Source organism: Streptomyces sp. NPDC057280 (assembly GCF_042668605.1).
Taxonomy (GTDB): domain Bacteria; phylum Actinomycetota; class Actinomycetes; order Streptomycetales; family Streptomycetaceae; genus Streptomyces.
Map to the genome: position 1 here is coordinate 417,176 of NZ_JBHUYR010000006.1, position 25,306 is coordinate 442,481.

Genomic DNA, 25,306 nt, shown 5'->3' on the forward strand with positions numbered 1-25,306 from the left:
CGGGTCCGCACCCGAAGGGCCGCCCCCGGCCCAGCGCACTCCGCACCGGAAGGACCGCTCCCGGAGCCCCTCGGCCTCGCCCGAGGGACGTTCGGCCCCTCCGAGGACCACCCGCTCGAGCGCTACGACGGATCTCAGGCCCGTACGTGAGGAGGGTGCCGTGTTCCAGGTACGTATCCACGGCCGAGGCGGCCAGGGAGCCGTCACGGCGGCGGAGTTGCTGTCGGTCGCGGCGTTCGTCGAGGGCCGCCACGCGCAGGCCTTCCCGAGTTTCGGATCGGAGCGGACGGGGGCGCCGGTCATGGCGTTCTGCCGGATCGACGACCGGCCGATCCGGGTCCGTGAGCCGGTCACCCGGCCCGACGCCCTGGTCATCCAGGACGCGACCCTGCTGCACCAGGTCAACGTCTTCGAGGGGCTGCGCCCCGGCGGCCCGGTCCTGGTCAACTCCCCGCGCGGGGCGGACGCTCTGGGCCTGGAGACCCTCACCGGCCCGGTCCTCACCGTCCCCGCCACCGCGCTCGCCCTGCGCCACGTCGGGCGCCCGGTGCCGAGCGCCGTCCTGCTCGGCGGGCTGGCCGCGCTGACGGGCTGCGTGACCGTCGACTCGCTGGAGGCCGCGATCCGGGACCGGTTCCCGGGCGTGCTGGGCACGAACAACGCCGCCGCCGCGCGTGAGGCGTACGACTACGTCGAGGTGCTGTGCAAGGAGCGCGCTCATGCTGAAGCAGACTGAGGGCTCGCGCGCGGTCGCCGAGACCGTCGCGCACTGCCGCCCGGAAGTGATCGCCGCCTACCCGATCTCCCCGCAGACCCACATCGTCGAGGAGCTCAGCCGCCTGGTGAAGTCCGGTGCGCTGAAGCCGTGCGAGTACGTCAACGTCGAGTCGGAGTTCGCGGCGATGTCGCTGTGCATCGGCGCCTCGGCGGCCGGCGCCCGCACCTACACGGCGACGGCGAGCCAGGGCCTGTTGTACATGGTGGAGGCCCTCTACAACGCCGCCGGGCTCGGGCTGCCGATCGTGATGACGGTCGCCAACCGGGCGATCGGCGCGCCCATCAACATCTGGAACGACCACAGCGACTCCATGTCCCAGCGCGACTCCGGCTGGATCCAGCTGTACGCCCGCGACAACCAGGAGGCCGCCGATCTGCATCCGCAGGCCTTCCGGCTGGCGGAGGAGCTGTCGCTGCCGGTCATGGTGTGCATGGACGGCTTCGTGCTGACGCACGCCTGGGAGCGGATCGAGGTGCCGGAGCAGGCGCAGGTCGACGCGTTCCTGGCGCCGTACGAGCCCCGTCAGGTGCTTGACCCCGACGAGCCGGTGTCGATCGGCGCGATGGTCGGCCCGGAGGCGTTCACCGAGGTCAGGTATCTCGCGCATGCCAAGCAGATGCAGGCGCTGGAGGCGATCCCGGACATCGCGCGGGAGTTCCGGCAGGCGTTCGGCCGGGATTCCGGGGGGCTGATCCATCCGTACGCGTGCGAGTTCGCGGACACGATCGTCGTGGCCCTCGGCTCGGTGCTGGGCACGGTCTGCGACGTGGTCGACGAGATGCGGGCGGACGGGGTGCGGATCGGGGCGCTGGGGATCACCTCCTTCCGGCCGTTCCCGCTGGAGGCGGTACGGACGGTGCTGGGCCATGCCCGCCGGGTGGTCGTCCTGGAGCGCGCGCTCGCCGTCGGTGTCGGCGGAATCGTCTCGCAGAACGTGCGCACCGCGCTGTCCGGTATCCGGCTCGACGGGCACACGGTGGTCGCCGGGCTGGGCGGGCGCCCGATCACCAAGGAGTCGCTGCACCGGCTGTTCGCCGACGCGGTGGCGGGGCGGCTCGGCCATCTGGAGTTCCTGGACCTCGACACCGGCCTGGTGGAGCGGGAGTTGGCGCGGATGGCACAGTCCCGCAGGTCGGGGCCGTCGGCGGAGAACATCCTGCGCGATGTGGGGAGCAACCGATGAACGCCGCTCAGCAGGTGAAGTTCTACCAGGTGGGCAGTCTCGCCGCCGGAAACCGGCTGCTGGACCCGGAGTTGCGCTCCGACCAGGCCGACCCGGCCCGTTCCAACGCGCTCACCTGCGGCCACCGCGCCTGCCAGGGCTGCGGCGAGGCGCTGGGCGCCCGGTACGTCCTGGACGCGGCACAGCGGGCGAGCGGCGGCAAGGTGATCGCCGTCAACGCGACCGGCTGCCTGGAAGTGTTCTCGACGCCGTACCCGGAGACCTCCTGGCAACTGCCCTGGCTGCACTCCCTGTTCGGCAACGCCCCGGCCGTCGCCTCCGGTGTCGCGGCGGCACTGCGCGCCAAGGGCCGGACGGACGTCCGGGTGGTCGGGCAGGGCGGGGACGGCGGCACGGTCGACATCGGCCTGGGCTGTCTGTCCGGGATGTTCGAGCGCAACGACGATGTGCTGTACGTGTGTTACGACAACGAGGCGTACATGAACACGGGCGTGCAGCGCTCCGGGGCCACTCCCCCGGCCGCGCGCACGGCGACCACCCAGGCGGTCGGCGAGGCGCCCGGCGCCCCGTTCGGCCAGGGCAAGAGCCTGCCGCTGATCGCGATGGCGCACGAGATCCCGTACGTCGCCACGGCGACCGTCGCGGGGCTGCGCGACCTGGAGGCCAAGGTGCACCGGGCGATGGGCCTGCGGGGCGCCCGCTATCTGCACGTCCTGGTGCCCTGCCCGCTCGGCTGGGGCACGGCGTCCTGCGACACCGTCCGGATCGCGCGGCTGGCCGAACAGAGCGGTCTGTTCCCGGTGTTCGAGGCCGTCGACGGTGAGGTCACCGAGGTGACGAAGATCCGTCGGCGGGTGCCGGTCGAGGAGTACCTGCGCCCGCAGAAGCGGTACGGACACCTCTTCACCCCGGAGGTCCGCACGGATGTCATCGCCCGCCTCCAGCGGGCCGCCGACTGCAACATCGCGCGCTTCGACCTGGCCGAGGAGGTCGTGTCGTGAAGGAGAAACCGTTCGCGATCACCCTGGACGTGGGCTCCAGTCTGGCCAACCGGACCGGCGCCTGGCGCACCGAACGCCCGGAGTACGTCCACCGGTTGCCGCCCTGCAACGGGGCCTGCCCGGCCGGCGAGAACATCCAGCAGTGGCTGTTCCACGCGGAGCGCGGCGACTACGAGTCCGCGTGGCGGGAGTTGATGCGGGACAACCCGCTGCCCGCCGTGATGGGCCGGATCTGCTACCACCCGTGCGAGACCGCCTGCAACCGCGTCCAGGTCGACGACGCGGTCGGCATCAACGCCGTCGAACGCTTCCTGGGCGACGAGGCGATCCGGCACGGCTGGACGGTCGAGGCTCCGCCTGCCGCCTCCGGAAAGCGTGTCCTCGTCGTCGGCTCCGGCCCCGCCGGACTCTCCGCCGCCTACCATCTGCGCCTGTTCGGCCACGAGGTGACGATCCGTGAGGCCCAGGACCGGCCCGGCGGCATGATGCGCTACGGCATCCCGCGCTACCGCCTGCCGCGCGAGGTGCTGGACGCGGAGACCGACCGCGTCCTGGCGCTCGGCATCACCCTGGAACTCGGCACGCGCGTGGACGATGTCCTCGCGGCGCAGCAAGACGGCGGTTTCGACGCCGTGTTCCTGGCCGTGGGCGCCGGCATCGGCCGTCGCGCCTACATTCCGGCGGGCGACAGCGCCCGCATCCTCGACGCCGTGACACTGCTGGGCGGCATGGAGGACGAAGGCCCGCCGCTGCTGGGCCGCAGGGTCGCCGTCTACGGCGGCGGCAACACGGCGATGGACGCGGCCCGTACCGCCCGCAGACTCGGCGCGACCGACGCCGTGGTGGTCTACCGGCGCACCCGTGACCGGATGCCGGCGCACGACGAGGAGGTGACGGAGGCCCTGGAGGAGGGCGTGCGGATGAAGTGGCTGTCGACCATCAAGCATGCCGACGGCAGCCGGATCACCATCGAGCGGATGACGCTGGACGAGACCGGATTCCCGCAGCCCACGGGCGAGTTCGAGGAACTGGACGCCGACACGGTGGTGCTCGCCCTCGGCCAGGACTCCGACCTGTCCCTGGTGGAAGACGTCCCGGACCTCACCGTGGACCACGGCACGGTCGAGGTCCACGACGGACTGATGACGGGCCGACCGGGCATCTTCGCCGGGGGTGACATGGTGCCCGCCGAGCGCACCGCGACCGTGGCCGTGGGGCACGGCAAGAAGGCGGCCCGGCACATCGACGCCTACCTGCGCGGGACGTCGTACCGCCCGGGCCCGAAACACGGTCCGGCCGCCTTCGACCGGCTCAACACCTGGTACTACTCCGACGCCCCCGCCGCCGTGCGCCCGCGGCTCGAACTCGCCCGCCGCGTATCGACGTTCGACGAGGTGGTCCAGGGACTCGACGAGTCCACGGCGCTCTTCGAGGCGCGCCGCTGCATGTCGTGCGGGAACTGCTTCGAGTGCGACAACTGCTACGGCGTCTGCCCGGACAACGCGATCACGAAGCTGGGCCCGGGGAAGGGGTTCGCGATCGACCTGGACTACTGCAAAGGGTGCGGGCTGTGTGTGGCGGAGTGCCCTTCCGGGTCCATGGAGATGGTGCCGGAGGAATGAGGCCGTGGCATGCGGGCGGCCTACGCGTCCTCGCTCGGCACCGGCACCCGCCACTCCAGCCTGGTCCCCCCGCCCTCCGGCGTGCGGATCTCGAACGCGCCGCCCAGTTGCCGGGCCCTCTCGGCCATGTTGTCGAGGCCGCTGCGCCGTCCGCCGGCCGGGACACCGACCCCGTTGTCGGTGACCGTCAGCCGCACCTCGCGCCCGTCGGTCTCCAGCGACACCTCCGCACGGTCGGCGTGGGCGTGCCGGGCGACGTTGGTCAGGGCCTCGGTCAGGACGGCCGCGACCTGGTCGGCGATCTCGCGCGGCACGTCGGTGTCGACGAGTCCGACCATGCGGACGCTGGGCGCGAAGCCCAGCACGGTGGCGGCTTCGCCCGCCGCCCGGACGACACGGGCCCGCAGGCCGGTGCCCGAGGCGCCGTCACGGGCCCGCAGGCCGAAGATGGTCGACCGGATGATCTTGATGGTCTCGTCCAGGTCGTCGACGGCCCGGACCACCCGCTCGGAGGCCTCCCGGTGATCGATGAACCGGCCCGCGCTCTGCAGGGTCATACCGGTGGCGAAGAGCCGCTGGATGGCGAGGTCGTGCAGGTCACGCGCGATCCGGTCGCGGTCCTTCAGCAAGGCGATCTGCTCGGCGTCCTTCCGGCGCTCGGCCAGCTCCAGGGCGATCGCGGCCTGCGCGGCGAAACCGTGCAGGGGTTCCGTCTCCTTCTCGGAGAACGCCGGCCGGCCCGTCTCCCGCACCAGCAGCAGCACACCTCGCAGCCCCTCCCCCGTGCCGATGGGCACGGCCACGGCCGCGCCGAGACCGGAGAAGCGCGGCTCGGCGTTCGGCACCCGCTCGTCGCGGGACACGTCCGGGCTGGTCACCGGGGAGCCGTCGGCGAAGGCCTGACCGATCAGACTGTCGTCCACGGGCAGGACGAGCCCGTGATGCGCCTCGGCGCCCGTCCCGACGGCCAGTTCCACCCGCAGTGAGCCGGTGCCTTCCAGGGGCATGGCGATCACGGCCAGGGCCGCGCCGGTGATCTCCCGGGCGCTCTCGGCGATCAGGGCGAGGGCCGCGCCGCGCTCGCTGCCGGACATCAGGCTCTGGGTGATCTCCGCGGTGGCCCGCAGCCAGCGCTCCCTGAGCCGGGACTCCTCGTAGAGCCGGGCGTTGTCGATGGCGACACCGGCGGCGACGGCGAGCGTCGACAGGACCGACTCGTCCTCCTCGTCGAACTGCACCCCGCCTCGCTTCTCCGTCAGGTACAGGTTGCCGAACACCTGGTCGCGCACCCGGATGGGGACGCCGAGAAACGTGTTCATCGGCGGATGGTGGGCCGGGAACCCGTAGGAGGAAGGATGCGAGGAGAGCTTCACCAGCCGCAGCGGCTCCGGATTGGTGATGAGCTCACCGAGGATGCCGTGCCCTTCCGGATACGGCCCGATCCGGGCGATCTGCTCCTCGTCCACGCCGACCGTGTGGAAGGCCGACAACCGCTTGCCGTCCGAGCCGATCACACCCAGCGCCGCGTACCGCGCGTCCACCAGCACCGCGGCGGCCTCCACGATGCTGTGCAGCGCCTGTTCGAGGTCGAGCTCCCGGCCGACCGAGAGCACCGCCTCCAGGAGGCTGTGCACCCGGTCGCGCGTGCCACGGGCCGCGTCCAGCCGGGCCTGCAGCTCTTCCAGCAACTCGTCGAGCTTGAGCTGCGGCAGCCGGACGCGGGCCTCCCCGGCCCGCTCATGGCTTCCCACTCGTGCTCCTCCACGTCTCCTCGGCACGTTCAGGCCGACCATCGCGGTCAAATGCCACGGTAATGGTCCCGGGCGAGGAGTGATACAGGATCCGAGCAGGTGGGCCGGGGAGCTCCGTCAGTCGCGCCGCAGTCGTGCGGCGACGTACTCGGTGAGGTCCAGGAGGCGGTTGGTGTAACCCCACTCGTTGTCGTACCAGCCGAAGACCTTGACCAGCTCACCGTGGGCCTGGGTGAGCGGGGCGTCCAGGACGCAGGAGGCCGGATCGCCGACGATGTCGCGGGACACGATCGGCGCGTCGGAGACCCTCAGCACGCCCTTCAGCGCCCCGTCGGCTGCCTCCCGGAACGCCGCGTTGACCTCGTCCGCGGTCACCGGCCGCTCCAGCACCACGGCCAGGTCGGTCAGGGAGCCGTCCTCCACCGGCACGCGCACGGCGATGCCGTCCAGGGTGCCCGCCAGCTCCGGCAGCACCAGGCCGACGGCGCGGGCGGCCCCGGTGCTGGTCGGGATGATGTTGACGGCGGCGCTGCGGCCGCGACGCAGGTCCTTGTGCGGTCCGTCGAGGACGACCTGGTCGTTGGTGTAGCCGTGGATGGTCGTCATGAGTCCCTTGTCGATGCCGAAGGACTCGTCCAGCACCTTCACCATGGGGGCCACGCAGTTGGTGGTGCAGGAGGCGTTGGAGACGACGTGGTCGCGCTCGGGGTCGTACGTCCCCTCGTTGACGCCCATGACGACGGTGGCGTCGACGCCCTTGCCCGGTACGGAGAGCAGCACCTTGCGGGCGCCCGACTTCAGGTGCAGTCCGGCGTCCTCCCGGGTGCGGAAGCGTCCGGTGGACTCGATGACGATGTCGACGCCCAGGTCGCCCCAGGCCAGCGCGGCCGGGTCCCGCTCGGCGGTCACCGCGATCCGCTGCCCGTCCACCGTGAGGGAGTCCTCGTCGTGTTCGACGGTGCGGCCGATCCGGCCGTATGTCGAGTCGTACGCCAGCAGGTGCGCCAGCGCCGCCGGCGAGGTGATGTCGTTGACCGCCACGACCTCCACCGGCGTACCGGCCGCCTGCTCCGCGCGCTCCAGCACGAGGCGCAGGTAGTTGCGGCCGATGCGGCCGAATCCGTTGATGCCCACGCGCACGCTCATGTCCGTGGTCCTCCCGATCGGTGTCCGGTGGTTGCGGTGCACTGCCAGCCTCCGGCCCGGGCGCCCGCCGCGGCAGGGGCCGTACGGGGACGAGGTCCGGGCCACCCGGCCCTGGGAGCTGGTGCCCGCGGGGCGGGAGGGTGGAGGCGTCGGCAGAGGATCAGAGGGAGATGGGGCACATGGCTTTCAGCGGCATCCAGGTGCGGGCGACGGGCGACGTCGACGCCGAGGCGCTCGGATACGTCCGGGCGAAGGTCGCGGCGGCCTTCGAGCGGCCCGGGCTCCCGGCCGTCAGCGGCGAGGTGCGGATCGCCCACGCGGCGGCACAGCATGTGGCGCAGCCCTGGTCGGCGGCGGCCGAGATCCGGGTGGGCGACGCCCTCGTGGTCGTACACGCGCAGGAGGCGAGCGCGCACGAGCTGGCCGACCGGTTGCAGGACCGGCTGCGCGGACGCGCCGACCGCGTGGCCCATCGCGGCGACGAGACGCGCAAGGCGGCGACGCCGCCGCCGTGGCGCGGCGGGCCGGGCACGGAGACCGACGGCTGAACGACGCGCGTGAAGGGGGGTGAGGCCGGTCCGGCCTCACCCCCCTTCACTTCGTCCAGGCGGTCATCCGGCCGTCGGCACCAGCACCACCGGGCAGTGCGAACGGTGCAGCAGGGTGTGGGCCACCGGGCCGAGCTGGGGGCCGAGGCGGCTGGCGCGACGGTGGGCGCCGATGACGACGACGGCCGAGTCGCCCGTGGCCGCCAGCAGGGCGTGCGCCGGTCCGGTGCGTACGGTGCGGGCCTCCACGCCGACGCCGGGGTGCTGCTCCGCCAGCCGGGCCAGGCTGAAGCGCGGTACGGCCTCCTCCGCCCGGTCCTCCCGGTCCAGCCGCCGCTGCCCGGGGCTGGTGGCGGGGATCGGCGAGGGCAGCTCGGGGGTGATGTGCCGGTGAGTGCGGGCGTGCAGGACGCGCAGCCGGACGGCGCGCCGCTCCGCCTCGTCGAAGGCGTAGGCGGCGGCCTCGGCGTCGGCGTCGTCGTGCAGGCCCAGCAGCACCTCCCGTTCGCCGTCGCACGGGTGGTCACCGCGCACGACGAGCAGCGGGCCCCGCACCCGTGCGGCCAGCCGCATGCTCACGGAACCGGCCATGAGGCCGCTGACACCGTTGTGGCCGCGGGTGCCCACGACCGTGAGGGCCGCGCCCTCGCTTTCCTGTGCGAGCGCCCGTACGGGGCTGCCCGCGACGGCCCGGGAGGTGACCGTCAGGTCCGGGTGACGTTCCCGCACGCGTGCGACGGCCGAGTCGAGGACGGGACCGGCCTCGTCGCGGTCGGGCACGGCATAGACGATCCGCAGCTCGGCACCGCGCCGCACTGCCTCGTCCGAGGCCCAGTCCAGCGCCCGTACGGCGATCAGTGATCCGTCCGTTCCCACGACTACTTGCTGGGGAGTCATGTCCTCTCCTCCTCTGCTCTGTGCTCCCGATGCTGGTCCGCCCGCAATGCCTCCGGCAGGGGCCACGCGCACCCGGTGGAGCGCCGGACGGCCCCTTTCGCAGGGCCGTACGGACCGACCGGCGGGACCGGTGTCAGTCCGCGAGGTGGACGCCGTAGAGCGTGCGCCCGCCGACGAGTGCGCGGCCGGTCACCAGGTCGGCCTCGATCCGGACGAAGACCTCCTCGGGCGAGGGCGCCCAGGAGCTCGGCCCGGTGCGGATCAAACGCTCGTGCTCGGCCGGGTCGGTGACGACCGAGGCGGCGCCGGTGACGACGACGCTCCAGCCGGAGTGCGTGACGGCGTCGACCTGGTCGGCCTCGAAGGCCACGATCGTGCCGTCGATGGCGCGCACCAGCTCCGACGCGGCCGCGGTACGCAGCAGCACTGCGCCGTCACTGTCCAGAGTGAAGTTGACCGGCAGGACCGCGGGCAGCGCCTGGCGCGTGTGGACGATCCGGCCCACGGGCACCTCGGCCAGCAGTCGCAGGCATTCCTGCCGTGGGAGTTCACGGAAACCGTCGTTGGGATACATGGCCAGACCGTCTTTCGCCGGAAGCGGCAGGCGTGCGCCGCACGTCGTCCGTCCATGGTTGGCGAACGGATGCCGTGCGCGAAGGGCCGTCAGTCCCGGATGTGCCGGACAACGGCCCTGTCGGTCCGCGGCAAGGCCCGACGGCGCGTCCGACACCGCGGGCTGCCCCTAGGTCTGCTTGTCGGGCACCGGGGCCTGCGCGGGACGTGACCTGCTCAGCTGCTTCAGCAGGACCGCCTCCAGCACGCGGGTGACGCGCACCGGTGCCAGTCGCCGGGCCCGCCACAGGGTGGTCGTGCCGCGGCCCGGGAACGCCAGGACGCGCCGCCTGGCCAGAGCCCGCTCGGCGGAGCGCAGCACGACGTCGGGGTGGATGCCGGGGGCGTCGCTGACGACGTCGGGATGGTTGCGCTGCATCTCCGTGAGCATCGGTGTCTCCACGGCCGGCGGGCAGACGCACACCACCCGGCCGCCGCTGTCGGCGCACTCCCGGGCGAGGACCTCGGCCATGGCCACGACGGCGGCCTTGGACGCGGAGTAGGCCCCCACCGACGTCATCGGCACCCATCCGGCGATGGACGCGACGAGGATCAGGGCGCCGCCCTGCCCGGCGGCCATGCGGGGCACGACGGCGCGGGCCACCTGGACGCTGCCGAGGTAGTTGACGCGCACCAACTGCTCGATGTCGGCGAGGGGTTGGTCGAGGAGCCGGCCCACGCGCGCGATTCCGGCGCTGTGGACGACGCGCGTCGGTGTGCCGACCGCCGCCTCCACGTCCTGCAGGGTCCGGTCCAGTGCGGCGGGGTCCGTGACATCGCAGGCGAAGGTGTGCAGATCTTTCTGGCGGGGCAGTCGGGCGAGTCCCTCGGCGTCGATGTCGACGGCGGCCACCGGGTGACCGCGCCGGGCGTGGGTCAGCGCGGCGTGTCTGCCGATACCGCTGGCCGCTCCCGTCACGAGGACGGCGTGCGGGCCGGTGCCCGAAGGGGTGCCGCCTTGCCTGCTTCCGCTCACGTCGGCTCCCGAGGGATTGGCTCACGGAGGTTCGGAGGCGCCGCACCGCGGCCCCGCAGAAGAATCCTCGCCTACGCCTCGACGGTCAACCGCGCCGACACCGCACCCGGTCGCCGAGCCAGGGCTCGCGGCGGCGGCTCAGGGGTGCCCGAGCCGCCGCCTTGCCCTTACGCCAACCCCGGCAGGCCGGAGCCGCCCGGGCCACCCGGGTTGACCAGCAGGGCGCCGCGGTCTTCGGCCGGGTTGCCGGAGGCGGGGACGCGGGAGATCGCCACCGTGATGCGGGGGCCCTCGGGGTGGTTCCAGTCGAGCGGGACGCCGATGCGGGCGCATGCGACGCGGTCGGGGGCCGCGGGCCGGGGCACCGAGTCGGAGCAGGCGCCGAAGCGGAGGGGCTGCGCGGGTGGGAGTGCGGCCTGTGCGGGTGGAGGTGCGGCCTGAGCGGCGGTCGCGGGCAGCAGGGCGGCCGTGAGCGTGGCGAGGAAGGTCGCGCGACGGGGCAAGGGGATTCTCCGGACAAGGGGTGGCCAGGGCCCGGGGTCGGGCCGGTAAGGGACTGGTAAATGAAAATGATTATCGATAGCTTGTCTGGGCTCAATGCCCGGCCCCTCCCGCCCGAGGGCCTTTCCGGGCTGCCCTGAATCCTGAACTCACTGCACGAAAAGGGGAGTTGTGGCTCATCTGCTGATGGTCGAGAGCTGGGTCGGGTCGATGAGCAGACTGCTGCCGAGGGCCATCCGGGAGGGCGGGCACGAGTTCACCTTCCTCACCCGCGACCTGCACCACTACCTCCGCTCGGCACCCGAGGGCGCCGCCCACCCGCTGCTCGGCGCGCGCAACGTCATCACCGCCGACACCAACGACACCGACGCCCTGCTGCCCGAGATCGAGCGGCTGCACGCGGTGCTTCGCTTCGACGGCGTCCTCACCTCCTGCGACTACTACCTGCCGGCGGTGGCACGGATCGCCGGGCGTCTGGGCCTGCCCGGCCCCGGCCCCGAGGCGGTCGAGAACGCCTGCCGCAAGGACGCCACCCGGCGGGTCCTCGCCGAAGCGGGAGTGCCCGGACCCCGCTACGCCGTGCACGAGGAGTGGGCCGATCTGGCGCGCGCGGCGCGGGAGATCGGCTATCCGCTGGTGGTGAAACCCGTCGACCTGTGCGCGGGCATGTATGTGCGGCGCGTGGACGATGAAGAGCAACTGGCGACTGCCGTGCGTGCGTTGGCCCAGTTCCCGGTCAACGCCCGCGGCCAGCGGCGCGATCCGGCGGTGCAACTGGAGGAGCTGCTGGACGGCCCCGAGGTGAGCGTCGAGACCGTGTCGTACGCCGGGGCGGTGCATGTGGTGGGCGTGACCGACAAGAGCATCGGCGGGGCGCCCGCGTTCATCGAGACCGGGCACATGTTCCCGGCCGCCCTGTCGGCCGCCGACACCGAGGCCGCCGAACACACCGCGCTCGCCGCGCTCAAGGCCCTCGGCCTCACCGACGGGGTCGTGGCGCACACCGAGATCAAGCTGACCTCCGCCGGTCCCCGTGTCGTCGAGGTCAACCCGCGGCCCGCCGGGAACCGCATCACCGAGCTGGTCCGCCATGTGACCGGCATCGACCTGGCCGCCGCCTTCGTGGACGTCTCCCTCGGCCACGCACCCGATCTGCGCGGTGGCGCCACCGGGCTGCGCAGCGCGGCCATCGGCTTCCTGGTGCCGGAGACCTCGGGCACCCTCGAGGCGCTGTCCGGCGTCGAATTCCGTGACGCCCCCGGGGTTCTGGAGCTGCAACTCGCCGAGCCCGGCCGGCCGGTGAAGGCGGCGGGCAGCAACAACGAGTACCTGGGCCATGTCATGGCGGGCGATGCCACGGGCCTGGGCGCCCGCGACCGGGTCGAGGCGCTGCTCGGTGAGCTGCGCTCCGGGCTGGTGATCCGATGACCACCGCCACCGGCACCCTGACCTTCGACGACCTCCTCACGCGGGCCCGCGGCGGTGAGCTGGGCCCGGACCCGGCCGCGCAGCGCGTCGCCGTGGCCTTCACGACGCGGCAGGCGGTACGGCACGAGGGCCGGGGCACCGGCTACCGCAACGAGGTGCTCAGTCTGCGGCTGGGCGCGGCCGTCGGCTCCTGCGCGGTCGAACCCGGCGCCCTGCCCGACGGGGCCGTGGAGGAGTGTGTGGGCGCCGATGTGGCCTCGCTGCTCGCCCATCCGCTGCTGCCGGTGCGGGTGGCCGCGTTGGACGCCTATCTGATGCACGTCACCCCGCACGGCCCGGAGCACGGGGCAAGGCCCAAGGCGTTGCCCACCGGCACGTCGTTGGAGAAGTCCCGCGTGCGGGCGCAGGCCGTGGTCGGGCTGCTGGATCTGCCCGCAGGCGCGACCGTGCTGGTGGTCGGGGTCGTCAACTCCCTGTTGGAGGGGCTGCGTTCGCTTGGTCTGCGTTATGTGCCGTGCGACCTCAAGGGCGGGCGGACCGAGTGGGACGAGGTCGTCGTCACCGACGCGCTCACCGCGGCGGACGGCTGCGACGCGCTGCTGGTGTCGGGGATGACGCTCGGCAACGGCACCTTCGATCCACTGCGCGAGCACGCGCGGACGTACGGCAAGCAGCTGGTCGCGTTCGCGCAGACCGGCAGTGCGGTACTGCCCCGCTTCCTCGGTCACGGGGTGAGCGCGGTGTGCGCCGAGCCCTACCCCTTCTTCTGGCTCGACGGCGGTCCCGGTGTCGTCCACCGCTACACCGGTGCTCCGGAGGGCGGGCGATGACCACCACGGCCGTCCTCCCCGTCGCCCGCCCGGAACTCCTCACCCTCCTCGGCCGCACTCCCCTGGTCCGCGTCACCGCCGAACTGCCCGGCCCGCACCCCGGCTTCTGGGCCAAGCTCGAAGGGCTCGCGGCGGGCGGCATGAAGGCACGGGCCGCCGTGTCGATGCTGCTGGGCGCCCGGCAGCGAGGTGAACTGCGGCCCGGCTCACCGGTGGTGGAGTCGACCTCGGGGACACTCGGCATCGGGCTCGCCTTCGCGGGCCAGGCCCTCGGCCACCCCGTCGTCCTGGTCGGCGACAGTGAACTGGAGCCGTCCATGCGCCAGTTGCTGCGCGCCCACGGCGTACGACTGGAGATCGTGGACCGTCCGGCAGCCTGCGGCGGCTGGCAGGCCGCACGCCTGGCCCGGCTGCGGGACCTGCTGGCCGTGCTGCCGGGTGCGTACTGGCCGGACCAGTACAACAACCCTGACAACACGGCCGGTTACGCCTCGCTGGCCGCCGAAGTCGTCGACCGGCTCGACCATCTGGACATCCTGGTGTGCAGCGTCGGCACCGGCGGCCACAGCGCCGGCATCATCGGCCCGCTGCGGCGCCGCTGGCCCGCGCTGCGGCTGATCGGCGTCGACGCGACCGGCTCCACCATCTTCGGCCAGCCCGCCCGCCCCCGGCTGATGCGCGGCCTGGGCAGCAGCATCCACCCGCGCAACGTCGCCTACGACGCCTTCGACGAGGTCCACTGGGTCGGTCCCGCCGAGGCCGTCGACAGCTGTCGGCGCCTCGCCCGGGGCAGCTTCGTCAGCGGCGGCTGGAGCACCGGCGCCGCCGCCCGCGTCGCCGCCTGGGCGGCCCGCGTCCATCCCGGCGCGGTCGTCGCCACGGTCTTCCCGGACGGCCCGCACCGCTACCTCGGCACCGTCTACGACGACGACTTCGCCACCGCCCACGGCCTCGACCTCGCCAAGGCCGCCACCCGCCCCGTCGAGATCCCGCACCCCCGTGCGGCCGAGGCCACCGGCTGGGTCCGCTGCACCCGAGTCGCCGATCCTCTGCTCCTGGAAAGGACCCCGTGAAGGCCAGCCTGCGCACCGTACGCCTCGCCCTCGCCGAGCCGCTGCGCATCTCCCGCTCCACCCTGTCCGCGCGCGACGCCGTGTGGCTGACCGTCGAACACGACGGCGTCACCGGTCACGGCGAGGCCGTCACCAGCGTCTACTACGGACTCGACACCGGCACTCTCGTGCGACTCCTCACCGCTGCCGGTGCGACCCTGTCCCGCTTCCCCGATCCCGAAACAGCTTTGCACGAAGGCGAGTTGACGGACTCGGACACTCCCCCGGCCGTCACCGCAGCCGTCGAGGCCGCCCTCTACGACCTCGTCGGCAAGCGGGCCGGCCGTCCCGTCCACCGGCTCCTCGGCACCACCGAGCCCCCGGTCGCCGCCACCGCCCGCACCATCGGCATCACCGCACCGGCCGACGCGGCCGCACAGGCCCGCCGCCTCGCGGCGAGCGGCTTTACGGTCATCAAGGTCAAGGCCGGGACCGCCGACCCGGAGGACGACGTGGAGCGGGTCCGCGTCATCCGCGACACGGCTCCCCGGGCCCGGCTGCTCCTCGACCCCAACGGCGCGTGGACACCGGCCCAGGCCGAGGCGCTGCTTCCCCGGTTCGCCGAGATCGGCGTCGAAGCCGTCGAGCAGCCGCTCCCGCCGGGCACCCCGGAGGCACTGGGCGCGCTGGCCGAGCGCTCACCGCTGCCGGTCATCGCCGACGAGGACGCAGTCGACCTGGCGGACGTACGCCGCTTGGCCGGGCGCGTGCAGGGCGTCAACGTCAAGCTCGCCAAGTGCGGCGGGGTGCGTGCCGCCCTGCGGATCGCCGACGCGATCGACGGCAGTGGCACGGAGTTGATGCTCGGCTGCCTCACCGCCAGCTCCCTCGGGCTCGCGCCCGCCGTGCACCTGGCCGACCGGGCCCGCTGGGCCGACCTCGACGGCCATCTGCTGCTCGCCCACGACCCGTGGACCGGCATCGGCGGCGAGGACGGCGTCGTCCGCGCAAACGCCCGTCCCGGACTGGGAGTCGAGGAGGTGCGGGCGTATGAAGGCGTGGCGTGAGATGCGCGGCTTCCCGCTCGCCGTCCAGCTCCTGCTGGTCAACCAGCTCGGCGTCAACACCGGCTTCTACCTGCTCATCCCCTACCTCGCCACTCACCTCACCGACAACCTGGGCATGTCCGCGGCTGTCGTCGGGATCGTCCTCGGGGTGCGCAACCTCAGCCAGCAGGGCCTGTTCATCATCGGCGGCTCCGCCTCCGACCGGCTCGGCGCGCGCGGCGTGATCATCGCCGGGTGCGCGCTGCGGACCGCGGGGTTCGCGCTGTTCGCGCTCGGCGACGACCTGGCCGTGCTGCTCGCCGCGTCCGTGCTGAGCGGGTTGGCGGGGGCGCTGTTCAATCCCGCCGTGCGCACCTACATCGCGCAGGAGGCGGACGAGCGCAAGGCGGAGGCCTTCGCACTGTTCAACGTGTTCGCCACGACCGGCGCTCTGATCGGTCCGCTGCTGGGCAGCGCGCTGCTGCTGGTCGACTTCCGTACGTCAGCGCTCACCGCGGCCGGCATCTTCGCGGTCCTCACCGTCGCGCAGGCGCTGGTACTGCCCGCCCGCAAGGCCGAGCCCGGCGAGGGCACATTGCTCGCCGACTGGCGCGAGGTGCTCGGCAACCGTGCCTTCCTCGCCTTCGCGCTCGCCATGGTCGGCATGTTCACCCTGGAGAACCAGCTGTACCTGCTGCTGCCCGACGGCGCCCGGCAGGCCACCGGCTGGGACGGTGCCGCCGGACTCGTCTTCCTGGTCGGCACCCTCACCAACCTGGCCCTGCAACTGCGCATCACCCGGGCCCTCAAGGAGCGGGGCAACAGGGCGCGCTGGATCGCCACGGGGCTGGGGCTGATGGCAGTGGCGTTCCTGCCGCCCGCCCTGGTCGTCGGCTCCTCCGGCCACCCCGTGCTGCGCGCCCTGCCCGTCCTGGCCGGCGCCCTGCTGCTCTACCTCGGGGTCATGGTCGCCCAGCCGTTCGTCATGGAGCTGATCCCCGGCTTCGGCCGCAGCGAGCTGACCGGCACCTACTTCGGCATCTTCTACGTGGTGTCCGGCATCGCCGCCGCCGTCGGCAACACCGTCGTCGGCTGGGCCATGGATGCCGGGGAGCGCGGCGGCGCCGACTGGCTGCCGTGGGCGTGCTGCGCCCTGTTCGGGCTGGCGTCGGCGCTGGGGGTGGCCTGGCTGCACCGGGCGGGCTCGCTGCCCACGCCGTCGCGAACCGCCGTACCGGCGACGGTCTGAGGGGGGCATCGGATGACTGTTCCGCGCAACCTCCTCACCGACCACCCCGAGCTGTACGAGGCCCGTTTCCCCGACCCCGCCCGGCTGGCCGGACGCTGGACGGAGGACTGCCTGCGTCGGCACGGCGCCGGACCGCGCGTCCTCGACATGGGCTGCGGCACCGGCCGCGACGCCGCGTACCTGCACGGCGTGGGGCGCACGGTCACCGCCGCCGACCTGTCCGAGGCGATGCTCGCCCACGCCCGCACTCACCATCCCGGGCCCGTGTACGTCCAGGCTGACCTGCACGGGTTCGACCTGGGCCGGTTCGACGCCGTGGTGTGCCTGGACAGCGCGCTGCTGTACTGCCACACCAACGCCCAGCTCGACGCGTTCCTCACCTCCTGCCGCCGCTCCCTGTCGCCCGGTGGCCTACTGGTCGCGGAGATGCGCAACGGCGCGTACTTCCTCGGCCGCACCGACCTGCTGGACACCCCTACCGCCAACTCCTTTACCTGGCAAGGCACCGTCCACCGCTCCACGACCACGCTCACCGTGGACCGCACGGCCCAACTCCTGCGCCGCTCCCGCGTCTGGACCGCGGACGACGGTTCCGAGCCGGTCGAGCAGCAATCGGCGTGGCGACTGCTGTTCCCCCAGGAGCTACGGCACCTGCTGGCCGCGCACGGCTTCGAGGTGCTCGAACTCCACGACGGGCCCGGCCCGCGCACCGAACCCCCGTGGCAGGACCGACAGTTGCCCGGCGACACGGCCGACGCGGACCGGCTGCATGTCGTCGCACGCCTCAGTTCCCCCGCCTGATCTCCCACTTCAAGGACCCTCCATGTACGACGAACGTCATTTCGCCCTGCGCCGCCGCGGCTTCCTCGCCGCCGCCTCCCTGGGCGCACTCGCCCTCACCACCGGATGCGGCACCAGTGACGGCGCCCCGGCGAGCGACGGTGCTCCGCAGCGCGGCGGACGGCTGCGGGCCGCCTTCGCGGGCGGCGGCGCGAGCGAGACCCTCGATCCGCACCTGGCCAACCTCTTCGCCGACGTCGCCCGCGCCAAGGCGCTGTACGACAAACTCGCCGACTACGGCGCCGACTTGTCCGCACAGCCCCGCCTGGCCACCCAGTGGGAGTCCAACAAGGCCCTCGACCGCTGGCAGGTCACCCTGCGCGAGGCCACCTTCCACGACGGCAAGCCCGTCACCGCCGAGGACGTCCTCTACAGCTACCGCCGTATCGCCGACCCGGACCAGGCGTTCCGCGCCAAGGCGTCCCTGGAACCCATCGACCTGGACGCCAGCCGCGCCACCGGGCAGCGGTCGATCGAGTTCGTGCTCAAGCGGCCCACGGCCGAATTCCCCAACGTACTTGCCGCGTTCGGGGCGTACATCGTCCCCGACAAGGCCAACGAGTTCGACAAGAACCCGGTCGGCTCCGGCCCCTTCCGGTTCGTCTCCTTCGCCCCCGGCCGGTCCGCCGTCTTCCGCCGCTACGACGACTACTGGGAGGGCGCCCCGCACCTGGACGAGCTCGAGTTCGTGATCGCCAACGAGGAGTCGGCCCGCGTCAACGCGCTCCTCGGCGGGCAGGTCGAGTACGCGCACGAGCTCAACCCGGCCACCGCCCGCGCCCACGAGGGCAAGGGGCAGATCGAGATCGTGCGGCTGCGCAACAGCGCCATGCAGGCGTTCTGCATGAAGACGGACCGGCCGCCCTTCGACGACCCGCGCGTGCGGCAGGCGTTCTTCCTCATCGCCGACCGCAAGGAACTCGTCGACGGGGCGCTGTCCGGGGCGGGTGTGGTCGGCAACGACCTGTTCGGCAAGGGATACGCCTACTATGACGACTCCCTCCCTCAGCGCGAGCAGGACCTCGCCAAGGCCCGCGCCCTGCTCAAGCAGGCCGGCGCCGAGAACCTCAAGGTCACCCTGGACACCTCGGCAGTCGCCGCCGGATTCACCGAGGCCGCGAGCATCTTCCGCGACCAGGCCGCCGAAGCCGGTGTCACGATCGACGTCAAGATGGGCAGCAAGGACTCCTACTGGGCCGACATCCTGAACAACGGCACCCTGTGCTGCTACCGCTCCGGCGCCATGCCCATCGAGGCCCACATCTCCCAGCGGCTGCTCTCCGGCTCCACCACCAACGCCACCAAGTGGCGGCACAAGGACTTCGACGCGCTCTACGAGCAGGCCCAGTCCACCCGCGACGAGTCCGCGCGAGCGGCCGTCTACGACCGGATGCAGCGCCGTCTGTACACCGAGGGCGGGTTCCTGATCTGGGGGTTCGCCGACTGGATCCTCGGAACGGCGCGCAGCGTGCGCGGTGTTGAGGCCAAGGCGCCCGCCAACACGCTCGACTGGGCGCGCTTCGACAAGGTCTGGCTGGCGTGAGCGGACGGCGTTCCTTCGTCGCCCGGCGGCTGCTCCTGGGTGTCGCGCAGACCGTGGCCGTGGTGCTGCTGGTCTTCGCGCTCACCGAGGCGCTGCCGGGCGACGCCGCCGTGGCCCTGGCCGGCGACCAGCCCGACCCGGCCAGGATCGCGGCGATCCGCGAGACCATGCACCTCGACGAGCCTGCCCATGAACGGCTCGCCGACTGGGCGGCGGGGCTGCTCCACGGCGATCTCGGCACCTCGCTGGTCTCCGGCCGCCCGGTCGGCCAGTACATCGCCGACGGCTTCGGCCCCACGCTCCTGCTGGCCGGGCTCGTCCTGGCGCTGCTCGTGCCCCTCGGCTTCGGCCTCGGCGTGCTCGCCGCCCGCCACGAGGGGCGCCTGGCCGACCGGTTGATCAGCTCGGTGACGCTCGCGGTGTACGCGGTGCCCGAATTCGCCCTCGGCGTGCTGCTGGTGACCGTCCTGGCACTGCAACTGTCCTGGCTGCCGCCGACCGCCGTCGGCTACGGCACGGACCTGCTCGGCCACCCGGCCGCGCTCGTGCTGCCGGTGCTCGTCCTGCTGGCGCGGCCGGTGTGCTCGCTGTCCCGGCTGGTGCGGGCCGGCATGATCGACGCACTGGCCTCACCGTACGTGGCGCAGGCCCGCCGCTACGGAATCCCGGGCCCCCGCGTCCGCTACGCCCACGCCCTGCCGAACGCCCTCGCCCCCGCCGTCCAGCAACTCGCCCGCACCGTCGACTGGTTGCTGTGCGGCGTCATCGTCGTGGAGGCGCTCTACGTGATCCCCGGCCTCGGCACCGTGCTCCTCAACGCCGTCGCCGAACGCGACGTGCCCGTGGTCCAGGGACTCGCGGTGGTGTTCGGCGTCCTGACCGTCGTCATCAATCTCGGCGCGGACCTCGTGGCCCACCGGGTGGCTCCCCGAGCGGGGGTGGCCGCGTGAGCAAGGCGCGTACGGGGCGCTTCGCGTTCGGGGCCGCGGTCATCGCCGTACCCCTGCTGGTCACCCTGCTGGGGCCGGTGTTCGCGGGTCGACCGGGGCCGCGGGCACCGTCGTTCACGCTGGGCGGCGGTCACTTGCTCGGCACCGACTTCGTGGGCCGGGACGTGTGGCATCAGGTGCTGCACGGAGGCCGTCCGGTCGTGCTGACCGCGCTGGCCGCCACCGCGCTGTCGTACCTCGTCGCCCTCCCGGTCGGCCTGGCCGCCGCGCTCACGCGTCGCCGCCGGCTGGACGATCTGCTGATGCGGCCCCTGGACGTGCTGCTCGCGGTGCCGTCCCTGCTGCTGATCCTGCTGGCCGCGACCGTGTTCGCGCCGGGGGCCGTGGGGCTCGCGCTGCTGGTCGCGCTGGTCAACGTGCCCGATGCCGCCCGCATCGTCCGGGCCGCCGCGGCGGAGGTCGCCGCCCGCCCGGCGGTCGAGGCGCTGCGCATGCAGGGCGAGACGTGGTGGCGGATTGCCATGGGCTACGTCGGCCGGTCAGTCCTGCGCACCCTGGCCGCGGACGCCGGGACACGGCTGACCGGCGTGCTGTACCTGGTCGCGACGGCCGCGTTCCTCGGGGTCGGGGTGGCTCCGGACGCCGCCGACTGGGCGGTCATGGTCGACCGCAACCGTACGGGCCTGTTCGTCCAGCCCTGGGCCGTCGTCGTTCCCGCCCTGCTGATCGTCGCGCTGACGACGGGCACGAATCTCCTCTTCGACGCGGCGCTCGGGGGCGACCGGGGGCCAAACGCTGCCGAGCCCCGCCGCCGGGCAGGAAGGGAGGCACGCCGGTGAACCATGCCAACGAGCCTCAGCCTGAGAAAACCGTCGCCGAAGAGCCCTTGGCCGAGCTGCGTGGGCTGCGGATCGAGGTCGACGGCAAGGCGATCGTCGACGGAGTGACGCTCAGGGTGGTGCCCGGCAAGGTCATCGCCCTCGTCGGCGCCTCCGGCAGCGGCAAGACCACCACCGGGCTGGCACTGCTCGGGGAGTTCCCGCCGGGCGCCCGCGTCACCGGCGAGGTGCGCCGGGCCACTGACGACCCCGTGGGCTACGTCCCGCAGCATCCCGCGGCCGTGCTCAACCCCGCCCGCCGCATCTCCGCGCTCCTCACCGACATCGCCCGCGCACAGGTGGGTCACCTGCCGCGGACGCGGCGCCGGACGGCGGCCCGCGAACGCATCCTGCGTGCCCTCGGCGAGGCCCAACTTCCGGACGCCGAGGCCCTTTTGCGTCGCTACCCGCACCAGCTCTCGGGTGGTCAGCAGCAGCGCGTCGTGCTCGCGCAGGCCCTGCTGCTGGGTGCCCGGATCATCGTCGCGGACGAGCCCACCACGGGTCAGGACGCCTTGACCAAGAGCCGTGTCGTGGAGCGGTTGGCGGCCGTCGCGGCACGGGGCATCGCCGTCGTCCTGCTGAGCCACGATCTGGACGTCGTACGGGCGCTCGCCGACGAGGTGATCGTCATGCGGGCGGGCCGGGTCGTGGAGTCGGGTCCGGCGCAGCGCCTGTGGTCGGCGCCCCGGCATCCATGGACACGCGAACTCCTCGCCGAACAGCCACAGTTCACGGCACGAGAGGGCTCAGCCCCGCGACCTGCCCTCCAGATCCGGGACCTGGTCGCCCGCCACCACGACACCACCACCGGCGGGACCACCGAGGTGCTGCGCACACCCCGGCTCGAGCTGCACAGCGGCGAATGCCTGGCGGTCGTCGGCCGTTCCGGGAGCGGCAAGACCACCCTGGCCCGTTGTCTGGCCGGACTCCACCGCGACCGCGACGGCGATGTCCTCCTCGACGGCGTCCCGCTGCCGCGCAGCCTGCGCGGACGCAGCCGCGCGCAACTGGCGTCCGTCCAGTACGTCTTCCAGGACGCACGCGCCGCCTTCGACGAACACCGGCCGGTGCTGCACCAGGTCGCGCGCACCGCGGTACGGCTGCGCGGCAGCGCCCCCGCCGCCGCGACGCGGGAAGCCCTGGCCACGCTGGCCGGCCTGGGCCTGGACGAGGACCTCGCCGGCCGGCGCCCGGGGCGGCTCTCCGGCGGGGAACTCCAGCGGGCCGCCCTCGCCCGCGCCCTGCTGGCCCGCCCGCGCGTCCTCGTCTGCGACGAGATCACCTCCGGCCTGGACACGGTGACCCGGCGCGGCATCCTCGACCGCCTGACCACCCTGCTCCACGAGCGTGGCGACGACCTGTCCCTCGTCCTGATCACCCACGACCTGGACACCGCCGCCCTCGCCCACCGCATCGCCGTCCTGGACGCCGGTGAACTCGTCGAACAGGGACCGGCGGGCCGGGTCCTCACCGCGCCCCGCCATCCGTTCACCCGGTCACTCCTGGAATGCACACCCCGCCGGCAGGCCGGCCAGGCGTCATCGGCCGTCTAGAAAGAGATGTGGCGGCGGTTGCAGGAGGCGGTGTATGCCGAGGCGATGCGCGTGGCCCAGGAGACAGCAGACGCTGGACGCGGAGCTCAGCGGTCGGCGCGACGGACGCAGCAGCGCGCCTGTCAGGAGCGGCGACCGACTCGGCTGCCTCCGGGCCCGGCAGGGCGAGTTCCAGGGCGTGTCGCCCAACTTCTAGGGCGTATCGCCCAACGGCGGCAGCACGGACCAGACCTCTCTCAGCAGCGTCTCGTAGTGCTCCCCGTACGTGACCACGCCCGCGTACACCGCGTCGAGTGCGGCCCGCAGCGGGTCCGCCTCCGCGGCTCCGGTCACCGCGGGGAGCGCCATGTGCGGCTGGGACATCCGCCGGGACGCGTCCGGAGCACCGTGGGTGACTCCCATGGTGAAGACGGCGGTCTCGGACCGGCGCCCGGGCACCCGCCGCGGGCTCGACCACTCCACGGCGGCGGCCGCGGGCCCCACCACCTGCGGTGCCTCCCAGGCCGTCACCCCCGGCCGTGGCGCGGGCGGCTGGAAAGGGGGCCGCTCGGGCGGGACGGCATCGCCCACGGTCCGGTCCGGGGCCTGCGGGTCGTCGGCCAAGGTCTGCCACATGCGACCCCAGTCGTCGAAGGGCGGCGGCAGGGGGCGTCCCTCCGCGAGCGCGGTCAGCCCGTCGGTGACCCAGTCGAGGGCGGTGAGGCCGGACTGCTCGCAGGCCCGCCGAGCCGCCAACAGGGCGACCGCACGCTGGGCTTCAGGACCCGCGGCGTCGATCGCGTGGACCAGGGCCGGATCGAAGCGCACCAGACCACGGACGTTGCCCGGGACCTCCCGCAGGGCCTGGCTGGGCAGTTGCCCGCCCCACTCCCATCGTTCCCAGGCGAGCTGGTGCTCCCGCTCGGCCCGCTCCTGTGCGAGTCGCTCGCGGCGCTCGGCCTCGGCCCGCTCCTCGGGGGTGGGCGGCGGCGGTTGCTCGGCCGCGTAGCTGTGCCAGTAGTCGGCGATCTTCGACGTGTGCTTGAGCACGCGGTCGCCTTCCGGCGGGGCCGGCCAGAACTGCAGCAGATAGCAGTCCAGTTGCGGCTCGTCGTCCATCCGGGTGTCTTTCCTGTTGGCCTGGTCCATGCCCTTCGCGCAGTACCGCACGCGGTAGTCGGTCTCCTCCAGGTCCAGCTCCCAGACGGCTTCGCCCGCCCACTGCACCAGTCGGCTGTCCGACGAGACGGGCCGGAAGGACACCTCCACCACGTCCTCCCACTGCGGGTCCAGGGCGGGCGGCTCCTCGTGGATCTCGACGGTGAAACCGACGTCCCCCGTGTGCAGCCCGGTCGTCAGCCACAGGGCGCCCGCGATCGCGGCGCCGCACAGTCCCGCCCGCTGTCCGGCGAACGCCTCGGCGAGATCCGGGCCGAAGCTCTCCGGGTCGCTCTCGACGTAGATCTGCCCGTAGTGCACGAACACTTCGCCCTCGACCGGCCTGCGCATCGCTACCTCCCGCTGGATGTGCCACCACCCTACGGACGGCCACTGACAGTGCCGTCGCGTCCGCGGACCGTGGGGCCGCGCTAGGACTTCTTCGCCGTCCGGGCCCGGTATGCCGCGACCGTCGTACGGCTCGCGCAGGCATTGGAGCAGAAGCGGCGTGTCCGGTTCCGTGACTGGTCCACGAAGTAGTTGTCGCAGCCTGCCGCCGCGCACCGCCCGAGCGTCACCGCCGGCTCCCCGGCCACGACCAGGGCGAGCTGGGCGGCGATCAGCTGGCCGGCCCAGCGCTCGGCCGGAGTGCCGTTGCGGCTGAAGTGGACGTGCCAGCCGCCGAGTCCGTCGTGGTCGGACAGGTGCATCTCCGGCGGGTAGTCACGCAGCAGCCGGTGCACGGCCTCGGGCGCGGTGCCGTCGACCGCCTGCGCCAGGGCCTCCCGTACGAGGTCGGGCAGCTCGCCGTAGTCGCCGTCCGGCGGCGGAGTGATCTCGTGTTCCTCGAAGAACCGGCCGACCAGTTCGCCGTGTTGGTCGAGAGTCCTCGTGTTGGCCAGCTCGACGGCCAGCCGCGTCACGTTCCCGACGTAGTCACCGTATTGCACTTGACCACCTACATCGCCGCTTCCTAGTGTAGGCGCCATGCTATCTGATGACACCTACATCGCCCGTCGGCTGCATCTGCTCGGGGAATGGGACGCCGCGCTCGCCGTCCTCGGCCCGGATGCCGAACCCGAGCTGCGCGCGGAGATCGCCGTAGAGCGCTGGTTCTTCCGGATCGAGGGTCATGAGGAGGCCGAGAAGGCGGTCGCGGCGCTCGATCCGTCGTCGCCGACCGCCCATCTGCTCACGGCGCGACTGGCTTACAGCCGACTGCTGTTCCGTCGCGACCCGCGGCCCGACGACCGCGCCGTGGCCGAGGCCGGCTACCGAGCGGCGGTCGAGGGCGGCGACGAGAAGATGCGCGGCTGGGCCGAGTTCCACTGGGCGGTCCTGCTGGACAACATCGACGAGGACCCGGCAGCCGCCGACCCGCACTACGAGGCGGCGCTCGACATCGCCACGGCGACCGGCGACGAGTTCCTGGAGTCGTACATCATCCGCCACGTCGCTCCGCGCCGGGAGCCCGCCGAGCGGACCGCGATGCTGCGCCGCTCCCTGCACCTGCGGGCCGCACTCGGTGCCCGGCCGCAGACCGTCGCCGCACAGGCCCTCCTGGCCCGCAGCCTCCCCGAGGACGACCCCGAACGCGCCGAACTCATCCGCACGTTCCGCCCGGCCGCGGAGGACCTGCACATCGGCTGGCTCCTGTCCGACGACTGACCCATCCGCCTGGCCCGTCACGGTGACTCGGGATGGCGGGCCGGGGTGCGGCGAAGCCCGGGGCCGCCTGCGCATACGGTGAGCACAGCTTCGTGACGTGTGCGAGAAGGAGAC

24 protein-coding genes and 1 pseudogene are annotated in these 25,306 nt (G+C 72.9%); 17 read left to right on the top strand and 8 right to left on the bottom strand.

Translation table 11 applies throughout. The features are described from left to right. Nucleotides 1-160 precede the first annotated feature (160 nt). The 4 genes from ACFUO4_RS31955 to ACFUO4_RS31970 are packed head-to-tail and all read left to right on the top strand — an operon-like array spanning nucleotide 161 to nucleotide 4,584. The gene (locus ACFUO4_RS31955; RefSeq protein ID WP_383491407.1) at nucleotides 161-736 is read left to right on the top strand and encodes a 2-oxoacid:acceptor oxidoreductase family protein; all 576 of its coding nucleotides are present in this window, start codon (nucleotides 161-163) and stop codon (nucleotides 734-736) included. After that, entirely contained in the window at nucleotides 720-1,961 is a 1,242-nt protein-coding gene (porA, locus tag ACFUO4_RS31960) for a pyruvate ferredoxin oxidoreductase (protein ID WP_383491409.1), read from the top strand. Before ACFUO4_RS31955 ends, porA begins: the two co-directional genes overlap by 17 nt. Then, complete coding sequence (locus tag ACFUO4_RS31965) at nucleotides 1,958-2,962, top strand: thiamine pyrophosphate-dependent enzyme (RefSeq protein ID WP_383491411.1); 1,005 nt, start codon at nucleotides 1,958-1,960, stop codon at nucleotides 2,960-2,962. The genes porA and ACFUO4_RS31965 overlap by 4 nt, the downstream gene beginning before the upstream one ends. Then, nucleotides 2,959-4,584, top strand: a complete 1,626-nt coding sequence (locus ACFUO4_RS31970; RefSeq protein WP_383491413.1) for an NAD(P)-binding protein — start codon at nucleotides 2,959-2,961, stop codon at nucleotides 4,582-4,584. The genes ACFUO4_RS31965 and ACFUO4_RS31970 overlap by 4 nt, the downstream gene beginning before the upstream one ends. Before the next feature lie 20 nt (nucleotides 4,585-4,604). Here the strand turns inward: ACFUO4_RS31970 and ACFUO4_RS31975 are convergent, their stop codons facing one another. Then, nucleotides 4,605-6,335 (bottom strand): GAF domain-containing protein, encoded by a 1,731-nt coding sequence (locus tag ACFUO4_RS31975; RefSeq protein WP_383491415.1) that lies wholly within the window; start codon nucleotides 6,333-6,335, stop codon nucleotides 4,605-4,607. A gap of 117 nt (nucleotides 6,336-6,452) precedes the next feature. After that, a complete protein-coding gene (gene gap / locus ACFUO4_RS31980) occupies nucleotides 6,453-7,481 on the bottom strand; it encodes a type I glyceraldehyde-3-phosphate dehydrogenase (protein ID WP_383491417.1) in 1,029 nt (342 codons plus the stop codon). Between the two features lie 179 nt (nucleotides 7,482-7,660). Here gap and ACFUO4_RS31985 point away from each other — a divergent pair, with 179 nt between their 5' ends. Further along, a complete protein-coding gene (locus tag ACFUO4_RS31985) occupies nucleotides 7,661-8,029 on the top strand; it encodes a hypothetical protein (RefSeq protein ID WP_383491419.1) in 369 nt (122 codons plus the stop codon). Between the two features lie 63 nt (nucleotides 8,030-8,092). Here the strand turns inward: ACFUO4_RS31985 and ACFUO4_RS31990 are convergent, their stop codons facing one another. The 4 genes from ACFUO4_RS31990 to ACFUO4_RS32005 form a co-directional block, all read right to left on the bottom strand. Next, the gene (locus ACFUO4_RS31990) at nucleotides 8,093-8,926 is read right to left on the bottom strand and encodes a universal stress protein (RefSeq protein WP_383491421.1); all 834 of its coding nucleotides are present in this window, start codon (nucleotides 8,924-8,926) and stop codon (nucleotides 8,093-8,095) included. A gap of 133 nt (nucleotides 8,927-9,059) precedes the next feature. Beyond that, complete coding sequence (locus ACFUO4_RS31995) at nucleotides 9,060-9,500, bottom strand: pyridoxamine 5'-phosphate oxidase family protein (protein ID WP_383491423.1); 441 nt, start codon at nucleotides 9,498-9,500, stop codon at nucleotides 9,060-9,062. 168 nt (nucleotides 9,501-9,668) lie between these two features. After that, nucleotides 9,669-10,514 carry an SDR family NAD(P)-dependent oxidoreductase gene (locus ACFUO4_RS32000; RefSeq protein ID WP_383491425.1) on the bottom strand — a complete coding sequence of 282 codons (846 nt, stop codon included), beginning with the start codon at nucleotides 10,512-10,514 and terminating at the stop codon, nucleotides 9,669-9,671. Between the two features lie 167 nt (nucleotides 10,515-10,681). Further along, the gene (locus ACFUO4_RS32005) at nucleotides 10,682-11,017 is read right to left on the bottom strand and encodes a hypothetical protein (protein ID WP_383491427.1); all 336 of its coding nucleotides are present in this window, start codon (nucleotides 11,015-11,017) and stop codon (nucleotides 10,682-10,684) included. Nucleotides 11,018-11,186: 169 nt separating this feature from the next. Between ACFUO4_RS32005 and ACFUO4_RS32010 the strand changes: the two genes are divergently transcribed. From ACFUO4_RS32010 to ACFUO4_RS32060, 11 genes and pseudogenes are all read left to right on the top strand, one after another. Further along, nucleotides 11,187-12,443 (top strand): ATP-grasp domain-containing protein, encoded by a 1,257-nt coding sequence (locus tag ACFUO4_RS32010; RefSeq protein WP_383491429.1) that lies wholly within the window; start codon nucleotides 11,187-11,189, stop codon nucleotides 12,441-12,443. Then, complete coding sequence (locus tag ACFUO4_RS32015) at nucleotides 12,440-13,273, top strand: hypothetical protein (RefSeq protein ID WP_383491431.1); 834 nt, start codon at nucleotides 12,440-12,442, stop codon at nucleotides 13,271-13,273. Before ACFUO4_RS32010 ends, ACFUO4_RS32015 begins: the two co-directional genes overlap by 4 nt. Next, a complete protein-coding gene (locus ACFUO4_RS32020) occupies nucleotides 13,270-14,346 on the top strand; it encodes a PLP-dependent cysteine synthase family protein (protein ID WP_383491433.1) in 1,077 nt (358 codons plus the stop codon). Before ACFUO4_RS32015 ends, ACFUO4_RS32020 begins: the two co-directional genes overlap by 4 nt. Continuing rightward, nucleotides 14,343-15,392, top strand: coding sequence for a dipeptide epimerase (locus ACFUO4_RS32025; RefSeq protein WP_383491435.1), 1,050 nt, complete (start codon nucleotides 14,343-14,345; stop codon nucleotides 15,390-15,392). The genes ACFUO4_RS32020 and ACFUO4_RS32025 overlap by 4 nt, the downstream gene beginning before the upstream one ends. After that, nucleotides 15,376-16,620: an MFS transporter gene (locus ACFUO4_RS32030; protein ID WP_383491437.1), complete on the top strand. Its 1,245-nt coding sequence runs from the start codon at nucleotides 15,376-15,378 to the stop codon at nucleotides 16,618-16,620. Before ACFUO4_RS32025 ends, ACFUO4_RS32030 begins: the two co-directional genes overlap by 17 nt. Before the next feature lie 12 nt (nucleotides 16,621-16,632). Further along, nucleotides 16,633-17,421, top strand: coding sequence for a class I SAM-dependent DNA methyltransferase (locus ACFUO4_RS32035; RefSeq protein ID WP_383491439.1), 789 nt, complete (start codon nucleotides 16,633-16,635; stop codon nucleotides 17,419-17,421). Between the two features lie 22 nt (nucleotides 17,422-17,443). Next, nucleotides 17,444-19,003: an ABC transporter substrate-binding protein gene (locus ACFUO4_RS32040; protein ID WP_383491441.1), complete on the top strand. Its 1,560-nt coding sequence runs from the start codon at nucleotides 17,444-17,446 to the stop codon at nucleotides 19,001-19,003. Then, the gene (locus ACFUO4_RS32045) at nucleotides 19,000-19,953 is read left to right on the top strand and encodes an ABC transporter permease (RefSeq protein WP_383491443.1); all 954 of its coding nucleotides are present in this window, start codon (nucleotides 19,000-19,002) and stop codon (nucleotides 19,951-19,953) included. Before ACFUO4_RS32040 ends, ACFUO4_RS32045 begins: the two co-directional genes overlap by 4 nt. Then, the gene (locus ACFUO4_RS32050) at nucleotides 19,950-20,792 is read left to right on the top strand and encodes an ABC transporter permease (protein WP_383491445.1); all 843 of its coding nucleotides are present in this window, start codon (nucleotides 19,950-19,952) and stop codon (nucleotides 20,790-20,792) included. The genes ACFUO4_RS32045 and ACFUO4_RS32050 overlap by 4 nt, the downstream gene beginning before the upstream one ends. Nucleotides 20,793-20,839: 47 nt before the next feature. Continuing rightward, on the top strand, nucleotides 20,840-22,387 hold the full coding sequence (locus ACFUO4_RS32055; protein WP_383491447.1) for an ABC transporter ATP-binding protein: 1,548 nt from the start codon (nucleotides 20,840-20,842) through the stop codon (nucleotides 22,385-22,387). 3 nt (nucleotides 22,388-22,390) lie between these two features. Beyond that, nucleotides 22,391-22,517, top strand: a pseudogene (locus ACFUO4_RS32060) (VOC family protein); the annotation flags it as partial. 62 nt (nucleotides 22,518-22,579) lie between these two features. Here the strand turns inward: ACFUO4_RS32060 and ACFUO4_RS32065 are convergent. Together ACFUO4_RS32065 and ACFUO4_RS32070 are read right to left on the bottom strand one after the other, a co-directional pair. Continuing rightward, nucleotides 22,580-23,875, bottom strand: a complete 1,296-nt coding sequence (locus ACFUO4_RS32065; protein ID WP_383491449.1) for a hypothetical protein — start codon at nucleotides 23,873-23,875, stop codon at nucleotides 22,580-22,582. Between the two features lie 80 nt (nucleotides 23,876-23,955). Next, nucleotides 23,956-24,474, bottom strand: a complete 519-nt coding sequence (locus ACFUO4_RS32070; RefSeq protein WP_383491451.1) for a CGNR zinc finger domain-containing protein — start codon at nucleotides 24,472-24,474, stop codon at nucleotides 23,956-23,958. A gap of 37 nt (nucleotides 24,475-24,511) precedes the next feature. Here ACFUO4_RS32070 and ACFUO4_RS32075 point away from each other — a divergent pair, with 37 nt between their 5' ends. Beyond that, nucleotides 24,512-25,192 carry a hypothetical protein gene (locus ACFUO4_RS32075; protein WP_383491453.1) on the top strand — a complete coding sequence of 227 codons (681 nt, stop codon included), beginning with the start codon at nucleotides 24,512-24,514 and terminating at the stop codon, nucleotides 25,190-25,192. Nucleotides 25,193-25,306: the final 114 nt, after the last annotated feature.